The organism is Enterobacter sp. BNK-22, from assembly GCF_048684805.1.
Taxonomy (GTDB): Bacteria; Pseudomonadota; Gammaproteobacteria; order Enterobacterales; family Enterobacteriaceae; genus Enterobacter; species Enterobacter quasiroggenkampii.
Window position 1 is genome coordinate 4,098,398 of sequence record NZ_JBLQTT010000001.1, and the last position, 16,658, is coordinate 4,115,055.

Consider the following 16,658-nt stretch of genomic DNA (forward strand, 5'->3'; position numbering starts at 1 on the left):
AGATTTAAATGGCACATAAAAAGGCTGGCGGCTCCACACGTAACGGTCGCGATTCAGAAGCTAAACGCCTGGGCGTTAAGCGTTTCGGTGGCGAATCCGTTCTGGCGGGTAGCATCATCGTTCGTCAACGTGGTACCAAATTCCACGCTGGCAACAACGTAGGTTGCGGTCGTGACCACACTCTGTTTGCTAAAGCAGACGGTAAAGTGAAATTTGAAGTTAAAGGCCCGAACAACCGTAAATACATCAGCATCGTTGCTGAGTAAGGTTTTCTCGGTCCGGTAACGGATTAAAGCCCCGCAACCAGTTGCGGGGCTTTTTACATTGGAAACCCGGTAATTTTTTCTGTAGGGAAAACGGGCATGAAGCAGCAGGCCGGCATAGGAATTCTTTTGGCGCTCACAACCGCAATGTGCTGGGGTGCGCTGCCAATTGCAATGAAGCAGGTACTGGAAGTGATGGAGCCGCCTACGGTGGTCTTTTATCGCTTTCTGATGGCAAGCATCGGCCTCGGGGCGATTCTGGCCGTCAAAGGTAAGCTTCCACCCTTGCGGCTCTTCCGTAAACCGCGCTGGCTGGTGCTGCTGGCTATCGCGACGGGCGGTCTGTTCGGTAATTTCATCCTGTTCAGCTCTTCCCTGCAATATCTCAGCCCCACGGCGTCGCAGGTGATTGGTCAGCTTTCGCCGGTGGGCATGATGGTTGCCAGCGTCTTTATCCTCAAGGAGAAGATGCGCGGTACGCAGATTATCGGGGCGAGCATGCTGTTGTGCGGTCTGGTGATGTTCTTCAACACCAGTCTGATCGAGATTTTTACCCGCCTGACGGATTACACATGGGGTGTCATTTTCGGTGTGGGGGCAGCAACGGTCTGGGTGAGCTATGGTGTCGCGCAAAAGGTGTTATTGCGTCGGCTTGCCTCACAGCAGATCCTCTTTTTGCTGTACACTTTGTGTACAATAGCATTACTGCCATTAGCGAAGCCGGGCGTAATTACCCAGCTTAGCGACTGGCAACTGGCGTGCCTCATTTTTTGTGGGCTGAACACGCTGGTCGGTTATGGCGCGCTGGCCGAAGCGATGGCGCGCTGGCAGGCAGCACAGGTGAGCGCGTTGATCACGCTTACCCCGCTGTTTACGCTGTTATTTTCAGATTTGTTATCAATGGCCTGGCCCGATGTCTTCGTCAGACCGATGCTCAACCTGTTGGGTTATCTCGGTGCGTTTGTCGTGGTTGCGGGCGCGATGTATTCCGCCATTGGTCATCGTCTCTGGGGACGTTGGCGCAAAAATGAAGCGGTTGTAGTAGTCCCCCGCTCAGGCGAATGAGTTACGGAGAGTAAAATGAAGTTTGTTGATGAAGCGACGATCCTGGTCGTGGCTGGTGATGGCGGCAACGGTTGCGTGAGCTTCCGCCGTGAAAAGTATATCCCTCGTGGCGGTCCTGATGGCGGCGACGGTGGGGATGGTGGTGACGTGTGGCTGGAGGCGGATGAGAACCTCAACACGCTGATCGACTACCGTTTCGAAAAATCCTTCCGCGCTGAACGTGGTCAGAACGGCCAGAGCCGTGACTGTACCGGGAAACGCGGTAAAGATGTCACCATTAAAGTGCCGGTCGGTACGCGTGTGATTGACCAGGGGACGGGTGAAACCATGGGTGACATGACCAAACACGGTCAGCGCCTGATGGTGGCGAAAGGCGGCTGGCACGGTCTGGGTAACAGCCGTTTCAAATCTTCCGTTAACCGTACGCCGCGTCAGAAAACGATGGGTACGCCGGGCGATAAGCGCGACCTGCAGCTGGAGCTGATGCTTCTGGCTGACGTGGGCATGCTGGGTATGCCAAACGCGGGTAAATCGACGTTTATTCGCGCCGTCTCTGCAGCCAAGCCAAAAGTGGCGGACTATCCGTTTACCACGCTGGTACCAAGCCTGGGCGTTGTCCGTATGGATAACGAGAAGAGCTTCGTGGTCGCCGATATTCCGGGTCTGATTGAAGGCGCCGCGGAAGGGGCGGGTCTGGGTATTCGCTTCCTGAAACACCTTGAGCGCTGCCGCGTGCTGCTGCACCTTATCGATATCGATCCTATCGACGGTTCCGATCCGGTTGAAAACGCCCGCATTATCGTTGGCGAGCTGGAGAAATACAGCGAGAAACTGGCGAACAAACCACGCTGGCTGGTCTTTAACAAGATCGACCTGATGGACAAAGCCGAAGCGGAAGCAAAAGCAAAAGCCATTGCTGAAGCGATGGGTTGGGAAGATAAATACTACCTGATCTCTGCGGCAAGCCAGGTCGGCGTGAAAGATCTGTGCTGGGATGTGATGACCTTCATCATTGAGAACCCAATTGTTCAGGCGGAAGAAGTCAAACAGCCTGAAAAAGTCGAATTCATGTGGGATGACTACCACCGCCAGCAGCTCGAAGAGCTGGAAGCGGAAGAAGACGATGAAGACTGGGACGATGACTGGGATGAAGACGACGAAGAAGGCGTCGAGTTCATCTACAAGCACTAATTGCTGTTCAAAGCCCCCGTTATGGGGGCTTTTTTATTCCAGCGTTGCGGGCAGCCAGCAACTGGCGATTAAACCGCCTTCAGCGCCATTCTCAAGCGTCAGCCTGCCGTGGTGGAGCTGGAGGATACGCTGTACGATGCTCAGGCCCAGACCGCTGCCTCCGTAGCGCTGGTCAAGACGGCGGAATGGCTCGGTAATGGACTGTCGATGCGCTTCATCAATTCCCGGGCCCTGATCGATAACGCTGATCTGCGTCCCGCCGTCGACCTCGGTTAATGTCACTGTAATCGTTGTCCCTGCCGGGCTGTAGCGCCCGGCATTCTCCAGCAGGTTGCGCAGCATCAGGCGCAGGAGAACGGCGTCTCCCTGAACCGTGAGCGCGCTTTTAGCGGGCCAAATCACCGTATGCTCTTTGGCTTCATGCCCAAGGCCGAGAGGTTCGATGATATTTTCCGTCCAGCTCACGGTTTCGTAGTGGCCGCTCGCCATTGCCTGTCCGGCACGGGCCAGCATCAGCAGCTGTTCGACGGTATGCATGAGCTGATCGATACGGCTAACCAGCGTGGCGGCCTGAGGCGCACCTGACTGCGACATCAGCTCCAGATGGAGCCGGATACCGGCCAGAGGCGTTCTCAGTTCGTGTGCGGCGTCTGCGGTGAAGAGACGCTCCTGTTGAATGGTGCTATCCAGCCGGGCCAGCAGCTGGTTCAGGGAGGTCGTCACCGCGCCAATTTCTTCCATGTCGGAATACATAGGAAGCGGGGTTAAGTTATCGGCTGAGCGGTTAGCGAGGCTGTCGCGGAGCTTATTCAGCGGCCGGGTTATCCAGGTGACGGCCCAGAAGGAGAAGAACAGGGTAAAACCGACCATCACCAGGGAAGGGACCAGCAGCGAGGCAATCGCTTCGCGGATCTCTTTCTCAACGTGATTATTGCGCGCTTTCGCTGACAGCGTTTCGTTGACCAGAAACCCTATTTGTTCACGGCTTTCATGCCAGAGCCAGATGACGCTTATCAGCTGGAAAAATAACAGAATGACCGCCAGCAGCACCATCAAACGCCGACGCATGCTGTTCATTTCTGGCTCTCCAGACGGTAGCCGACGCCGCGAACGGTTTTGATCCTGTCTTTGCCGAGCTTACGCCGCAGGTTATGAATATGGACCTCAAGGGTATTTGACCCGGGATCGTCCTGCCAGGAGTAGATATCCTGCTGGAGCGTTTCTCGGTGTACCGTTTGCCCGCTGCGCATGATCAGACGCGTAAGCAAGGCGAACTCTTTTGGCGTCACCTCTACGGCCTGATCCTGACGCAGCACCTGCTGGGTTTGCAAATTCAGCGTAATATCGCCGTCGGTCAGTAAGTTATCACTATGGCCCTGATAGCGGCGAATCAACGCTCGCACCCGAGCCTGCAGCTCCGCGAGCGCAAAAGGCTTCACCAGGTAATCGTCTGCGCCTGCATCGAGGCCGGTGATACGGTCTTCAATGGCATCACGTGCCGTCAGGATCAATACCGGGTTGGCGATGCCGCGACGTCGCCACTGGCTGAGCAGCGTGGCGCCGTCTTTATCCGGCAAGCCCAAATCGAGGATCACCAGGCTGTATTCGCCGCTCTGGATCAGGGCATCCGCCTCTGCTGCCGTGCCTGCACAGTCGAGAGCATACCCTTCATTGGCCAGCCCCAGCGCCAGCCCTTCCTGCAATAACAGATCGTCTTCAACTATAAGTAGTTTCATCGCTAGTTATTCTGGTAGATGTCCTTATAAAGCCTGCTTTCGAAGCGAACCAGTGGAATACGACGATTGCGCTGGTCGGTCGGTTCGACGGCATAGCCGGAAAGATACTGCACGAATGCCATGCGCTGTCCGCTGGCGGTAGTGATGAAGCCTGCAAGGTTATAAACCCCCTGCAGTGAGCCTGTTTTCGCGGAGACTTTGCCATCCACGCCCGCGGCGTGAAGCCCTGCGCGGTACTGCAGTGAACCGTCATGCCCGGCCAGCGGCAGCATTGAAATAAAGTTTAGTTCAGTGTCATGTTGTGCAATGTACTGAAGCACCTGCATCATCGTGGCCGGAGAGATCAAATTATGGCGCGATAGTCCGGAGCCATCGACGGCGATGGTATTACCCAGATCGATCCCCGCCTGCTGGCGCAGGATCTGCCGAACCGCGTCTGAACCCGCGCGCCAGGTTCCCGGCACGCCGAAACGGGCGTGACCAATCATGCGGAACACCGTATCGGCAATCATGTTGTCCGACTTTTTCAGCATAATTCGCAGTAAATCGTGCAACGGCGCAGACTGTTTGCTGGCGATGACCGTGCCGGGCTGGTTGACCTGCGTCTGACGAAGCAGGGTACCGGAATAGGTTATTCCCGCTTGTTTCAGCTCATCTTTCAGAATGGCGCCTGCATAGCTTGCGCCATCCTGTATCGCAAAGGCCAGCGGCAGCGGATCGGCGCGCTGCGTCAGGCAGCCGGTCAGCGTGAAGCGGTTAAGATCGCCTGGCACCACATCCAGTTCGCAGTACTGTGCATCAGGAGAGCCCTTGGCCAGCGTGCGGACCTGACTAAACATGGTGACCGGGTAGTAGGACGCTATGCGAATAAACGCTAAATCATCCGGCTTTGGCGCACTGTAAAGCGAAACCGAGAAGCAGTTGCGGTCAACAATCGCGGCGGCGGGCGGGGCGCTAAAGCACTGCGTCATGTCGTTCCACGGCCAGCCCGGGGCTTTATCGTGGCTGGCAAAGATGGAGGTATCGATCAGCACATTGCCGTTAATTTTCTGCACGCCGGTTTTTTTCAGCACCGCAACCATATTGCGGATATCCTGGCGTTTAAAGGTCGGATCGCCGCCAAAACGGGCGATAAGATCGCCTTTCAGTTCGCCACCCTCGACGTTACCTTTGGTTTCAAGAGTGGTCGTAAAACGGAAGTCAGGCCCGAGCTGGAGCAGGGCGGCGAGGGCGGTGATCACCTTTTGGGTACTGGCAGGCAGCGCCATCTGTTGACTGTGATAGTCAATCTCGGGAGCCTGTGCGCCAACCTTCTGCACCATCAGGGCGAGGTTCGCGCCTGCGGGAAGCTGATTAATGTACTCATCAACATTCGCGGCCTGAGCGGTGAACGTTATACTGGTAGTCAATCCGATGATAAAACTGGAAAATCGCATAATCTCGCGCTAACAACCCGAAAACAAACCGTCATACTACGGTGCATGGCACTGCAAAGTAAACGATGACCCATAGTGAACTTCGCGGTAAAATGCGTATCAAATTGAAAAATTGCTGCTGACCTGGGGCATCGCTCCCGGGTCGGTTTTCTTTTTGCTTCTTGCCCGCTTAAAGGGGGGCAGGAGCAGGGAACACTGCTCCCAACAGGAATGTTTAAGAGGTATAACAAATGCAAGCTATTCCGATGACCTTACGTGGTGCCGAAAAACTGCGCGAAGAGCTGGATTTCCTGAAATCCGTGCGTCGTCCTGAAATCATCGCCGCTATCGCGGATGCGCGCGAGCATGGCGACCTGAAAGAGAATGCTGAATACCACGCCGCGCGTGAGCAGCAGGGTTTCTGTGAAGGGCGTATTAAAGATATCGAAGCAAAGCTGTCCAATGCACAGGTTATCGATATCACTAAGATGCCGAATAATGGCCGTGTGATCTTTGGTTCTACCGTTACCGTGCTGAACCTGGACAACGACGAAGAGCAGACCTATCGCATCGTGGGTGATGATGAAGCTGACTTCAAACAGAACCTGATTTCGGTGAACTCGCCGATTGCTCGCGGCCTGATTGGCAAAGAGCAGGACGATGTTGTCACCATCCGCACCCCTGGCGGTGAAGTAGAATACGAAATTATTAAGGTTGAATACCTGTAATTCGCTTCTCTACTAAGATGTTGATACATTGTAAAGAAAAGAAAAAGGCCGCGTAGCGGCCTTTTATCAACTCAAGGAGCATGGCATTTTGCTCGCCTGCTGACAGAAATCCCTCGTTTCACACAGAAAATGTGTTTAATTCAGGATATCCTTAACGTGGCAGCGAGATTTTACGCTCTTTAGACGGGCGGTAGAGCACCAGCGTTTTACCGATGACCTGTACATTACAGGCGCCGGTTTCGCGCACGATGGCTTCCACGATCAGGTTTTTAGTGTCTCTGTCTTCAGAGGCGATTTTCACCTTGATCAGCTCGTGGTGTTCCAGCGCTTGTTCAATCTCGGCAAGCACCCCTTCGGTCAAACCATTGTTGCCAAGCATCACTACAGGCTTGAGCGGATGTGCCAGACCTTTAAGGTGCTGTTTTTGTTTAGTACTCAGATTCATCGTATATTTTTGCTTACGTTGGGATTGAAAACGGTTCATTCTACCGCCATCTCCCTTATATCGCCAAATAGCTGCGTAGAAATTTACGTCACAGGCAAGCAACGATGAACCAGGACGGAAATGTTAAATGACAGGTAAAAAGCGTTCTGCCAGCTCCAGCCGCTGGCTCCAGGAACACTTTAGCGATAAATATGTTCAACAGGCACAGAAAAAGGGGTTGCGTTCCCGTGCCTGGTTTAAACTTGATGAAATACAGCAAAGTGACAAACTTTTTAAGCCGGGGATGACGGTTGTTGACCTCGGTGCGGCACCTGGCGGATGGTCTCAGTATGCGGTAACGCAGATCGGCGGAACGGGCCGAATCATCGCGTGCGATCTTTTACCAATGGATCCCATCGTCGGTGTCGACTTCCTTCAGGGCGACTTTCGTGATGAATTAGTGCTGAAAGCGTTACTTGATCGTGTAGGTGACAGTAAGGTCCAGGTTGTCATGTCAGATATGGCACCAAATATGTGCGGAACACCGGCGGTGGATATCCCCCGCGCCATGTATCTGGTGGAGCTAGCGTTAGAAATGTGTCGTGATGTACTAGCGCCTGGTGGTAGTTTTGTTGTGAAGGTGTTTCAGGGCGAAGGTTTCGAGGAGTATCTTAAGGAAATTCGCTCCCTGTTTGCGAAGGTCAAAGTTCGTAAGCCGGACTCTTCCCGGGCCCGTTCCCGTGAAGTGTATATTGTAGCGACCGGGCGAAAATGATAACCGGGAGATTTCAGACGAAAGTTTGAATGAAACTGGATATAGAGTATCCTGACGCTGTTTTTAACACAGTTGTAATATGAGGTTAATCCCTTGAGTGACATGGCGAAAAACCTAATACTCTGGCTGGTCATTGCCGTTGTGCTGATGTCAGTATTCCAGAGCTTTGGGCCCAGCGAGTCGAATGGCCGCAAGGTGGATTATTCTACCTTCCTGCAGGAGGTCAATCAGGACCAGGTTCGCGAAGCGCGTATCAACGGACGTGAGATCAACGTTACCAAGAAAGATAGTAACCGTTACACGACTTACATCCCGGTGAACGATCCTAAGCTGCTTGATAACCTTCTGACTAAAAACGTCAAGGTGGTAGGTGAGCCGCCAGAAGAACCAAGCCTGCTGGCTTCTATCTTCATTTCCTGGTTCCCGATGCTGCTTCTTATCGGCGTCTGGATCTTCTTTATGCGCCAGATGCAGGGCGGCGGTGGCAAAGGTGCCATGTCGTTCGGTAAGAGCAAGGCGCGTATGTTGACGGAAGATCAGATCAAGACCACTTTTGCGGACGTTGCCGGGTGTGACGAAGCGAAAGAAGAGGTCGGTGAACTGGTTGAATACCTGCGTGAGCCGAGCCGTTTCCAGAAACTGGGCGGTAAAATCCCGAAAGGCGTGCTGATGGTTGGCCCTCCGGGTACCGGTAAAACCCTGCTGGCGAAAGCCATCGCGGGTGAAGCGAAGGTGCCGTTCTTTACTATTTCAGGTTCTGACTTCGTCGAAATGTTCGTGGGTGTTGGTGCATCTCGTGTGCGTGACATGTTCGAGCAGGCCAAGAAGGCAGCACCGTGCATAATCTTCATCGATGAAATCGACGCCGTAGGCCGCCAGCGTGGCGCAGGCCTGGGTGGTGGTCACGATGAACGTGAACAGACGCTGAACCAGATGCTGGTTGAGATGGACGGCTTCGAAGGTAACGAAGGTATCATCGTTATCGCGGCGACTAACCGTCCGGACGTTCTTGACCCGGCGCTGCTGCGTCCAGGCCGTTTCGACCGTCAGGTTGTTGTCGGTCTGCCGGATGTTCGCGGTCGTGAACAGATTCTGAAAGTTCACATGCGTCGCGTACCGCTGGCACCCGACATCGACGCGGCAATCATTGCGCGCGGTACTCCGGGCTTCTCCGGTGCGGATCTCGCTAACCTGGTCAACGAAGCTGCACTGTTTGCCGCTCGCGGTAACAAGCGCGTCGTGTCGATGGTGGAGTTCGAGAAAGCGAAAGACAAGATCATGATGGGTGCGGAACGTCGCTCCATGGTGATGACGGAAGCGCAGAAAGAGTCCACGGCTTACCACGAAGCCGGTCACGCGATTATCGGTCGTCTGGTGCCGGAACACGATCCGGTGCATAAAGTGACGATTATTCCGCGCGGTCGTGCGCTGGGTGTGACCTTCTTCCTGCCTGAAGGCGACGCGATCAGCGCCAGCCGTCAGAAGCTGGAAAGCCAGATCTCAACCCTGTACGGCGGTCGTCTGGCCGAAGAGATTATCTACGGTCCGGAACATGTTTCTACCGGTGCGTCGAACGACATTAAAGTGGCGACAAACCTGGCGCGTAACATGGTGACTCAGTGGGGCTTCTCCGACAAACTCGGTCCGCTGCTCTATGCAGAGGAAGAGGGCGAAGTGTTCCTGGGCCGCTCCGTGGCAAAAGCGAAACATATGTCCGATGAAACGGCTCGTATCATCGACCAGGAAGTGAAAGCGCTGATTGAACGTAACTACGGTCGCGCGCGTCAGATCCTGAATGACAACATGGACATTCTGCATTCCATGAAAGATGCGCTCATGAAATATGAGACCATCGATGCACCGCAGATTGACGACCTGATGGCGCGCCGCGAAGTGCGTCCGCCAGCAGGCTGGGAAGACCCAGGCGCTTCCAATAACTCTGACAACAATGGCACCCCGCGTGCGCCGCGTCCGGTTGATGAACCGCGTACGCCAAACCCGGGCAACACCATGTCAGAACAGTTGGGCGATAAGTAAGTCACTGCTGTTGAAGCGTTTGTCTGTAACTCAAACCCTGGAGCTTGCTCCGGGGTTTTTCATTTCTGTTTAACCATTTAGATATCAGGGATTTCGCCATGAAATTATTCGCTCAGGACTCGCATCTCGATCTTTCACATCCCCATGTGATGGGGATCCTGAATGTTACCCCTGACTCCTTCTCTGACGGTGGCACGCATAACACGCTTATCGAGGCGGTTAAGCACGCGAATTTAATGATCAATGCAGGTGCCACCATCATTGATGTTGGCGGCGAATCGACGCGTCCCGGTGCGGCGGACGTGTCTGTGGAAGAAGAGCTGGCGCGCGTGGTGCCGGTCGTTGAAGCTATCGCGCAGCGGTTTGAAGTGTGGATCTCCGTTGATACCTCCAAACCGGAAGTGATCCGTGAAGTGGCGAGAGTGGGCGCTCACATTATCAATGATATTCGTTCACTTACCGAACCGGGGGCGATTGAGGCGGCTGCGGAAACCGGGCTGCCGGTTTGCCTGATGCATATGCAGGGGCAGCCGAAAACCATGCAGGACGCGCCGAAGTATGACGATGTCTTTGCCGACGTAAACCGCTTCTTTATTGAGCATATCGAACGCTGCGAACGTGCAGGTATCCCAAAAGAGAAATTGCTGCTCGACCCGGGGTTCGGTTTCGGTAAAAATCTCTCCCACAACTATGCGCTGCTTGCGCGCTTATCTGAATTTCATCACTTTGGCCTGCCGCTGCTGGTGGGGATGTCGAGGAAATCGATGATTGGCCAGTTGCTGAATGTAGGCCCGAGCGAACGCCTGAGCGGCAGCCTGGCCTGCGCGGTGATTGCGGCGATGCAGGGTGCGCACATCATTCGTGTCCATGACGTCAAAGAAACAGTAGAAGCCATGCGTGTGGTGGAAGCCACACTGGCAGCGAAGGAAAACAAACGCTATGAGTAATCGTAAATATTTTGGTACCGACGGTATCCGCGGGCGCGTAGGCGATGCTCCCATCACCCCTGATTTTGTCCTGAAGCTCGGCTGGGCTGCCGGCAAGGTTCTGGCGCGTCATGGCTCACGTAAAATTATCATCGGTAAAGACACCCGTATTTCCGGCTATATGCTGGAATCCGCGCTGGAAGCGGGTCTGGCGGCGGCTGGACTGTCCGCCTCTTTTACAGGCCCAATGCCAACGCCTGCGGTCGCGTATCTGACGCGCACCTTCCGTGCGGAAGCGGGGATTGTCATCTCGGCCTCTCATAACCCGTTCTACGACAACGGCATTAAATTCTTCTCAATTGATGGCACTAAGCTGCCGGATGAGGTGGAAGAAGCCATTGAAGCTGAAATGGAAAAAGAGATCACCTGTGTTGATTCCGCCGAGCTGGGTAAAGCGAACCGTATCGTTGATGCGGCGGGTCGCTATATCGAATTTTGTAAAGGCACCTTCCCGAATGAGCTGAGCCTGGCGCACCTCAAAATTGTGGTGGACTGCGCAAATGGCGCGACCTATCACATCGCCCCGAATGTCTTCCGCGAGCTCGGTGCGAAAGTGATCGCCATTGGCTGTGAGCCGGATGGTCTGAACATCAACGAGCAGGTCGGCGCGACGGACGTTCGTGCCCTGCAGGCGCGCGTTCTGGCAGAAAAAGCCGATCTGGGCATTGCGCTGGACGGCGACGGTGACCGCGTGATCATGGTTGATCACGAAGGTAACAAGGTCGACGGCGACCAGATCCTCTACATTATTGCGCGTGAAGGTCTGCGTCAGGGTCAGCTGCGCGGCGGTGCGGTCGGGACGCTGATGAGTAACATGGGCCTGGAACTGGCGCTGAAACAGCTCGGTATTCCGTTCGTTCGCGCGAAAGTGGGTGACCGCTATGTGCTGGAAAAATTGCAGGAGAAGGGCTGGCGTATCGGCGCGGAGAACTCAGGTCACGTGATCCTGCTCGACAAAACCACCACCGGTGACGGTATTGTGGCCGCGCTGCAGGTGGTTGCCGCGATGGCGCGCAACCATATGAGCCTGCACGACCTGTGCAGCGGCATGAAAATGTTCCCACAGATTCTGGTCAACGTACGTTTTACTGCCGGCAAAGGCGACCCGCTGGAAAATGAGAACGTGAAAGCGGTGATGGCTGACGTTGAAGCGGCCCTCGGCAGCCGTGGACGCGTGCTGCTGCGTAAGTCTGGTACCGAACCGCTGATCCGCGTAATGGTGGAAGGCGAAGACGAAGCGCAGGTAACCGAATTTGCGCACCGTATTGCGGATGCCGTAAAAGCTGCATAATCTTGCACGCTAAATGTTTAAAAAGGCGGCGTTTGCCGCCTTTGTTTTAAGCAATTAATGGCTTTTTGCTGTTTTTTTCCGCAGTTGATACAATGCGTCGAAAATGCCCTTGCGAAGGTGATTCGCTTTGGTTAGTATTCACACCCGCTTCAGTGGGAAACAAAAATCCTGCTAATTGGTCGAAGCATTGGTATGCGGCAAATCCGCAAGGAACAGGTTGATTATGTACGAAGCTCTTTTAGTTGTTTTCCTTATTGTAGCCATCGCTCTCGTAGCGCTGATTATGCTGCAGCAAGGTAAAGGCGCTGATATGGGAGCCTCCTTCGGAGCAGGCGCTTCCGGTACGCTGTTTGGTTCAAGTGGTTCTGCGAACTTCATGACCCGCACTACGGCGATTCTGGCTACGCTGTTCTTCATCATCAGCCTGGTGCTTGGCAATATCAACAGCAACAAGACCAGCAAAGGAAGCGAGTGGGAAAACCTGAGCGCGCCAGCGAAAACTGAGCAGACTCAGCCAGCTGCACCGGCTAAGCCAACCAGCGATATCCCGCACTAAGTATTCTGTACCGAGGTGGTGGAATTGGTAGACACGCTACCTTGAGGTGGTAGTGCCCTAACGGGCTTGTGGGTTCGAGTCCCATCCTCGGTACCAATATTCCAGAAGAAAGACGTCGAAAGACGTCTTTTTTTCGTCTGTAAATTATGTGTAGTTTTTCGTAGGCCCGGTAAGCGCAGCGCCACCGGGCAAAATGGCGGGTGGCGCTGCGCTTACCCGCCCTACGAAAGGCCAAATAAAAAAGGCGTCCGCAGGACGCCTTTTGCATGCTACATCAGCGATTATTTCTTATCGCTGTGCTCGAGGTTTTCAACCTGCGGCAGGCCGTTACCTGAACTGGCTGACAGCAAACCGTTCTCAACATAGTTGAACAGCTTCTCACGGGTATCGGTGATGTCCAGGTTACGCATGGTCAGCTGGCCAATACGATCGTCCGGTGAGAACACGGATTCACCTTTCTCCATGGTCAGACGCTCTGCTTTATAGGTCAGGTTGTCAGACACGGTGTTCAGAATGGAGTAGTCGTTACCGCGACGCAGTTCCAGGGTCACTTCACCGGTGATTGCACTCGCCACCCAACGCTGCAGCGCATCACGCAGCATCAGCGCCTGCGGATCGAACCAGCGGCCCTGATACAGCAGTTTGCCCAGCTGACGGCCATGAGAGTGATACTGCTCAATGGTGTCTTCGTTGTGAATGCCGGTCAGCAGACGCTCGTAAGCGATGTGCAGCAGCGCCATCCCCGGGGCTTCATAGATACCACGGCTTTTCGCTTCGATGATACGGTTTTCAATCTGATCGCTCATGCCCAGACCATGACGACCGCCGATGCGGTTTGCTTCCAGCATCAGCTCCACATCGTCAGAGAAGGTTTTGCCGTTCAGCGCAACCGGATGACCGCGTTCGAAACGAACGGTCACTTCTTCTGCCGGGATCTTCACGTTCTCGTCCCAGAACTTCACGCCCATGATTGGGTTAACGATCTTCACGCTGGAGTTCAGGAATTCCAGGTCTTTCGCTTCGTGCGTCGCACCCAGCATGTTGGAGTCGGTGGAGTAAGCTTTCTCGACTGACATCTTATAGTCAAAACCGCAGGCGATCATAAACTCGGACATTTCATGACGACCACCCAGCTCGTCGATGAAGTCGGTATCCAGCCACGGTTTGTAAATCTGCAGTTCGGCGTTGGTCAGCAGGCCATAACGATAGAAACGTTCGATATCGTTTCCTTTATAGGTGCTGCCGTCACCCCAGATGTTAACGCCGTCTTCTTTCATGGCGGCAACCAGCATGGTGCCGGTCACCGCACGGCCCAGCGGAGTGGTGTTGAAATAGGTCAGGCCGCCGGTGGTGTTATGGAATGCACCACACTGAATCGCCGCGATACCTTCCGCGACCAGTTGCTTACGGCAGTCAATCAGGCGCGCGTTCTCTGCACCATACTCTTTCGCGCGACGAGGAATAGCATCATAATCGTCCTCATCCGGCTGACCCAGGTTCGCAGTATAGGCATACGGAACCGCTCCCTTCTGGCGCATCCACAGCAGTGCAGCGCTGGTATCCAGGCCACCTGAGAAAGCGATGCCAATACGTTGTCCTACCGGAAGATGCTTGAGAATCGTCGTCATAGAATAAAACCCTGCTTGATTGACTGATTAGAGACCGCTTTCGCTCTCTTGTGCATTTTTATGCAAAATAAGTGAGTATTCATTTAATCATCTTTTGGCGAAGACCGGAAGAGACTCGTGCGTTTTTTGTAAAAATTTTGGTCTGATCGATCTGGCGGAAGTCGCCTTGACAGGTGGGGTCAACTATCAATATACTAAACGCCGATTTTACGTCCCGTCTTCGGTACCAAATCCCAGCATTATTTGCAAATTCTGTCCAAAACGCGTAGAATTTGCCACGTTTCAGGCGCGGGGTGGAGCAGCCTGGTAGCTCGTCGGGCTCATAACCCGAAGGTCGTCGGTTCAAATCCGGCCCCCGCAACCACTTTCCCATAAAGTTCTTTTTCAAATATACTGTGAAGACTTAGAGCCTTCGTAGCTGGATTTGAAAAAATTCTTTAGGAAAGTGCTCCAGGCCACAGTTGTGGCTATAGGGTTCAGTTATCTAAAGCCCCGATTTATCGGGGTTTTTTGTTATCTGACTACAGAATAACTGGGCTTTACGCCCTTTTTTTATGTCTTGGGGGTGGGCTTGTCCACATTAGAGCAAAAATTAACAGAGATGATTACTGCACCGGTCGAAGCACTGGGCTACGAACTGGTCGGCATCGAATTCGTTCGCGGCCGTACATCGACGCTGCGCATCTATATTGATAGTGAAGATGGCATCAATGTTGATGATTGTGCTGATGTCAGCCACCAGGTGAGTGCGGTTCTTGATGTTGAAGACCCAATTACCGTTGCGTACAACCTGGAAGTTTCCTCACCTGGCCTCGATCGCCCGATGTTCACGGCCGAGCACTATGTGCGCTTTACCGGTGAAGAAGTGGCTCTCGTTCTGCGTATGGCCGTACAGAACCGCCGTAAATGGCAGGGAATTATCAAAGCCGTTGATGGTGAAATGATCACGGTGACAGTCGAAGGCAAAGATGAAGTGTTCGCGCTGAGTAATATCCAGAAGGCGAACCTGGTTCCCCACTTTTAACAGTCTGGATTGAGGTGAAAAGCCCGCGATGAACAAAGAAATTTTGGCTGTTGTTGAAGCCGTCTCCAACGAGAAATCACTGCCGCGTGAGAAGATTTTTGAAGCGCTGGAAAGTGCACTGGCTACAGCAACCAAGAAAAAATACGAACAAGAGATCGATGTTCGCGTAGAAATCGATCGTAAAAGCGGTGACTTCGATACATTCCGTCGTTGGGTAATCGTTGAAGAAGTGACCCAGCCGACCAAAGAGATCACGCTGGAAGCCGCCCGTTTTGAAGACGAAAGTCTGAACGTGGGTGACTACGTTGAAGATCAGATTGAATCTGTGACCTTCGACCGTATCACCACCCAGACCGCTAAACAGGTTATCGTGCAGAAAGTGCGCGAAGCCGAGCGCGCGCTGGTTGTCGATCAGTTCCGCGATCAGGAAGGCGAAATCATCACCGGCGTGGTGAAGAAAGTGAACCGCGACAACATCTCCCTGGAGATCAAATCCGAAGGGTTGCCGGGTAACGCTGAAGCCGTGATCCTGCGTGAAGATATGCTGCCGCGTGAAAACTTCCGCCCAGGCGACCGTATTCGCGGTGTTCTGTACGCCGTTCGTCCTGAAGCGCGTGGTGCACAGCTCTTCGTGACCCGTTCTAAACCAGAAATGCTGGTAGAACTGTTCCGTATTGAAGTACCGGAAATCGGTGAAGAAGTTATTGAGATTAAAGCGGCGGCTCGCGATCCGGGCTCCCGTGCGAAAATTGCGGTGAAAACCAACGACAAGCGTATCGACCCGGTCGGTGCTTGCGTCGGTATGCGCGGTGCGCGTGTCCAGGCAGTTTCTACTGAGCTGGGCGGCGAACGTATTGATATCGTTCTGTGGGATGACAACCCGGCGCAGTTCGTGATCAACGCAATGGCTCCGGCTGATGTGGCGTCTATCGTTGTTGACGAAGACAAACACACCATGGATATCGCTGTTGAAGCGGGCAACCTGGCGCAAGCAATCGGCCGTAACGGTCAGAACGTACGCCTGGCGTCACAGCTGAGCGGCTGGGAACTCAACGTCATGACCGTTGATGACCTGCAGGCTAAGCATCAGGCTGAAGCCCATGCGGCGATCGATACCTTCACGAAATACCTGGATATTGACGAAGACTTCGCCACTGTTCTGGTTGAAGAAGGTTTCTCTACGCTGGAAGAACTGGCCTATGTGCCAATGAAAGAGCTGCTGGAAATTGACGGTCTGGATGAACCAACCGTTGAAGCCCTGCGTGAACGCGCTAAAAACGCACTGACCACCCTGGCACTGGCTCAGGAAGAAAGCCTTGGCGATAAGAAGCCGGCTGATGACCTGCTGAATCTGGAAGGTCTTGATCGTGCGATTGCGTTCAAGCTGGCTGCCCGTGGTGTTTGTACGCTGGAAGATCTCGCTGAGCAAGGCGTTGATGACCTGGCTGATATCGAAGGTTTAACCGACGAGAAAGCCGGCGAGCTCATCATGGCCGCACGTAATATTTGCTGGTTCGGCGACGAAGCGTAATAAACTGT

16 protein-coding genes and 2 tRNA genes are annotated in these 16,658 nt (G+C 53.9%); 13 read left to right on the forward strand and 5 right to left on the reverse strand.

All coding sequences use genetic code 11. The annotated features are described in order from the left end of the window. Positions 1 to 8: 8 nt before the first annotated feature. The 3 genes from rpmA (at position 9) to cgtA (ending at position 2,519) form a co-directional block, all read left to right on the forward strand. Complete coding sequence (gene rpmA, locus ACMGGE_RS19385; RefSeq protein WP_004385076.1) at positions 9 to 266, forward strand: 50S ribosomal protein L27; 258 nt, start codon at positions 9 to 11, stop codon at positions 264 to 266. Positions 267 to 362: 96 nt separating this feature from the next. Next, positions 363 to 1,328: a DMT family transporter gene (locus ACMGGE_RS19390; RefSeq protein ID WP_014833443.1), complete on the forward strand. Its 966-nt coding sequence runs from the start codon at positions 363 to 365 to the stop codon at positions 1,326 to 1,328. A gap of 15 nt (positions 1,329 to 1,343) precedes the next feature. Next, positions 1,344 to 2,519, forward strand: a complete 1,176-nt coding sequence (gene cgtA, locus ACMGGE_RS19395) for an Obg family GTPase CgtA (RefSeq protein ID WP_021242261.1) — start codon at positions 1,344 to 1,346, stop codon at positions 2,517 to 2,519. Positions 2,520 to 2,552: 33 nt separating this feature from the next. On the opposite strand, the gene pmrB is transcribed toward cgtA, so the two are convergent. From pmrB to dacB, 3 genes are read right to left on the reverse strand one after another with little or no spacing between them, the layout of a single operon-like run. Beyond that, positions 2,553 to 3,596, reverse strand: coding sequence for a two-component system sensor histidine kinase PmrB (gene pmrB / locus ACMGGE_RS19400; protein ID WP_262822137.1), 1,044 nt, complete (start codon positions 3,594 to 3,596; stop codon positions 2,553 to 2,555). Beyond that, positions 3,593 to 4,255, reverse strand: coding sequence for a two-component system response regulator PmrA (gene pmrA / locus ACMGGE_RS19405; RefSeq protein ID WP_024906362.1), 663 nt, complete (start codon positions 4,253 to 4,255; stop codon positions 3,593 to 3,595). Before pmrA ends, pmrB begins: the two co-directional genes overlap by 4 nt. 2 nt (positions 4,256 to 4,257) lie before the next feature. Continuing rightward, entirely contained in the window at positions 4,258 to 5,691 is a 1,434-nt protein-coding gene (gene dacB / locus ACMGGE_RS19410; RefSeq protein ID WP_063622531.1) for a serine-type D-Ala-D-Ala carboxypeptidase, read from the reverse strand. 230 nt (positions 5,692 to 5,921) lie between these two features. Between dacB and greA the strand changes: the two genes are divergently transcribed. After that, on the forward strand, positions 5,922 to 6,398 hold the full coding sequence (greA, locus tag ACMGGE_RS19415) for a transcription elongation factor GreA (RefSeq protein ID WP_014171793.1): 477 nt from the start codon (positions 5,922 to 5,924) through the stop codon (positions 6,396 to 6,398). 151 nt (positions 6,399 to 6,549) lie between these two features. On the opposite strand, the gene yhbY is transcribed toward greA, so the two are convergent. Further along, positions 6,550 to 6,843, reverse strand: a complete 294-nt coding sequence (gene yhbY, locus ACMGGE_RS19420; RefSeq protein ID WP_003861814.1) for a ribosome assembly RNA-binding protein YhbY — start codon at positions 6,841 to 6,843, stop codon at positions 6,550 to 6,552. A 127-nt stretch (positions 6,844 to 6,970) separates the two neighbouring features. On the opposite strand from yhbY, the gene rlmE reads away from it, so the two are divergent. The 6 genes from rlmE (at position 6,971) to ACMGGE_RS19450 (ending at position 12,563) form a co-directional block, all read left to right on the forward strand. Continuing rightward, positions 6,971 to 7,597: a 23S rRNA (uridine(2552)-2'-O)-methyltransferase RlmE gene (gene rlmE, locus ACMGGE_RS19425; RefSeq protein ID WP_003861812.1), complete on the forward strand. Its 627-nt coding sequence runs from the start codon at positions 6,971 to 6,973 to the stop codon at positions 7,595 to 7,597. 102 nt (positions 7,598 to 7,699) lie between these two features. Further along, positions 7,700 to 9,634, forward strand: coding sequence for an ATP-dependent zinc metalloprotease FtsH (gene ftsH, locus ACMGGE_RS19430; protein ID WP_013098921.1), 1,935 nt, complete (start codon positions 7,700 to 7,702; stop codon positions 9,632 to 9,634). A 98-nt stretch (positions 9,635 to 9,732) separates the two neighbouring features. Continuing rightward, positions 9,733 to 10,581: a dihydropteroate synthase gene (gene folP, locus ACMGGE_RS19435; RefSeq protein ID WP_045910100.1), complete on the forward strand. Its 849-nt coding sequence runs from the start codon at positions 9,733 to 9,735 to the stop codon at positions 10,579 to 10,581. Next, a complete protein-coding gene (gene glmM / locus ACMGGE_RS19440; RefSeq protein WP_021242257.1) occupies positions 10,574 to 11,911 on the forward strand; it encodes a phosphoglucosamine mutase in 1,338 nt (445 codons plus the stop codon). The genes folP and glmM overlap by 8 nt, the downstream gene beginning before the upstream one ends. Before the next feature lie 223 nt (positions 11,912 to 12,134). Next, positions 12,135 to 12,467: a preprotein translocase subunit SecG gene (secG, locus tag ACMGGE_RS19445; protein ID WP_023309338.1), complete on the forward strand. Its 333-nt coding sequence runs from the start codon at positions 12,135 to 12,137 to the stop codon at positions 12,465 to 12,467. Between the two features lie 9 nt (positions 12,468 to 12,476). Beyond that, positions 12,477 to 12,563, forward strand: a tRNA-Leu gene (locus ACMGGE_RS19450). A 185-nt stretch (positions 12,564 to 12,748) separates the two neighbouring features. Here ACMGGE_RS19450 and argG read toward each other — a convergent pair. Next, positions 12,749 to 14,095 carry an argininosuccinate synthase gene (argG, locus tag ACMGGE_RS19455; protein ID WP_014833433.1) on the reverse strand — a complete coding sequence of 449 codons (1,347 nt, stop codon included), beginning with the start codon at positions 14,093 to 14,095 and terminating at the stop codon, positions 12,749 to 12,751. A 287-nt stretch (positions 14,096 to 14,382) separates the two neighbouring features. Here argG and ACMGGE_RS19460 point away from each other — a divergent pair. From ACMGGE_RS19460 to nusA, 3 genes are all read left to right on the forward strand, one after another. After that, positions 14,383 to 14,459 (forward strand) — tRNA-Met (locus ACMGGE_RS19460). Between the two features lie 207 nt (positions 14,460 to 14,666). Next, positions 14,667 to 15,119, forward strand: coding sequence for a ribosome maturation factor RimP (rimP, locus tag ACMGGE_RS19465; RefSeq protein WP_014833432.1), 453 nt, complete (start codon positions 14,667 to 14,669; stop codon positions 15,117 to 15,119). Positions 15,120 to 15,147: 28 nt separating this feature from the next. Further along, complete coding sequence (nusA, locus tag ACMGGE_RS19470) at positions 15,148 to 16,650, forward strand: transcription termination factor NusA (RefSeq protein WP_003861798.1); 1,503 nt, start codon at positions 15,148 to 15,150, stop codon at positions 16,648 to 16,650. The last annotated feature ends 8 nt before the right edge of the window (positions 16,651 to 16,658 follow it).

Coding starts and splice junctions, on each gene's coding strand:
- rpmA (WP_004385076.1), top strand. CDS start 9: ATGGCACATAAAAAGGCTGGCGGCTCCACACGTAACGGTCGCGATTCA.
- ACMGGE_RS19390 (WP_014833443.1), top strand. CDS start 363: ATGAAGCAGCAGGCCGGCATAGGAATTCTTTTGGCGCTCACAACCGCA.
- cgtA (WP_021242261.1), top strand. CDS start 1,344: ATGAAGTTTGTTGATGAAGCGACGATCCTGGTCGTGGCTGGTGATGGC.
- pmrB (WP_262822137.1), bottom strand. CDS start 3,596: ATGAACAGCATGCGTCGGCGTTTGATGGTGCTGCTGGCGGTCATTCTG.
- pmrA (WP_024906362.1), bottom strand. CDS start 4,255: ATGAAACTACTTATAGTTGAAGACGATCTGTTATTGCAGGAAGGGCTG.
- dacB (WP_063622531.1), bottom strand. CDS start 5,691: ATGCGATTTTCCAGTTTTATCATCGGATTGACTACCAGTATAACGTTC.
- greA (WP_014171793.1), top strand. CDS start 5,922: ATGCAAGCTATTCCGATGACCTTACGTGGTGCCGAAAAACTGCGCGAA.
- yhbY (WP_003861814.1), bottom strand. CDS start 6,843: ATGAATCTGAGTACTAAACAAAAACAGCACCTTAAAGGTCTGGCACAT.
- rlmE (WP_003861812.1), top strand. CDS start 6,971: ATGACAGGTAAAAAGCGTTCTGCCAGCTCCAGCCGCTGGCTCCAGGAA.
- ftsH (WP_013098921.1), top strand. CDS start 7,700: ATGGCGAAAAACCTAATACTCTGGCTGGTCATTGCCGTTGTGCTGATG.
- folP (WP_045910100.1), top strand. CDS start 9,733: ATGAAATTATTCGCTCAGGACTCGCATCTCGATCTTTCACATCCCCAT.
- glmM (WP_021242257.1), top strand. CDS start 10,574: ATGAGTAATCGTAAATATTTTGGTACCGACGGTATCCGCGGGCGCGTA.
- secG (WP_023309338.1), top strand. CDS start 12,135: ATGTACGAAGCTCTTTTAGTTGTTTTCCTTATTGTAGCCATCGCTCTC.
- argG (WP_014833433.1), bottom strand. CDS start 14,095: ATGACGACGATTCTCAAGCATCTTCCGGTAGGACAACGTATTGGCATC.
- nusA (WP_003861798.1), top strand. CDS start 15,148: ATGAACAAAGAAATTTTGGCTGTTGTTGAAGCCGTCTCCAACGAGAAA.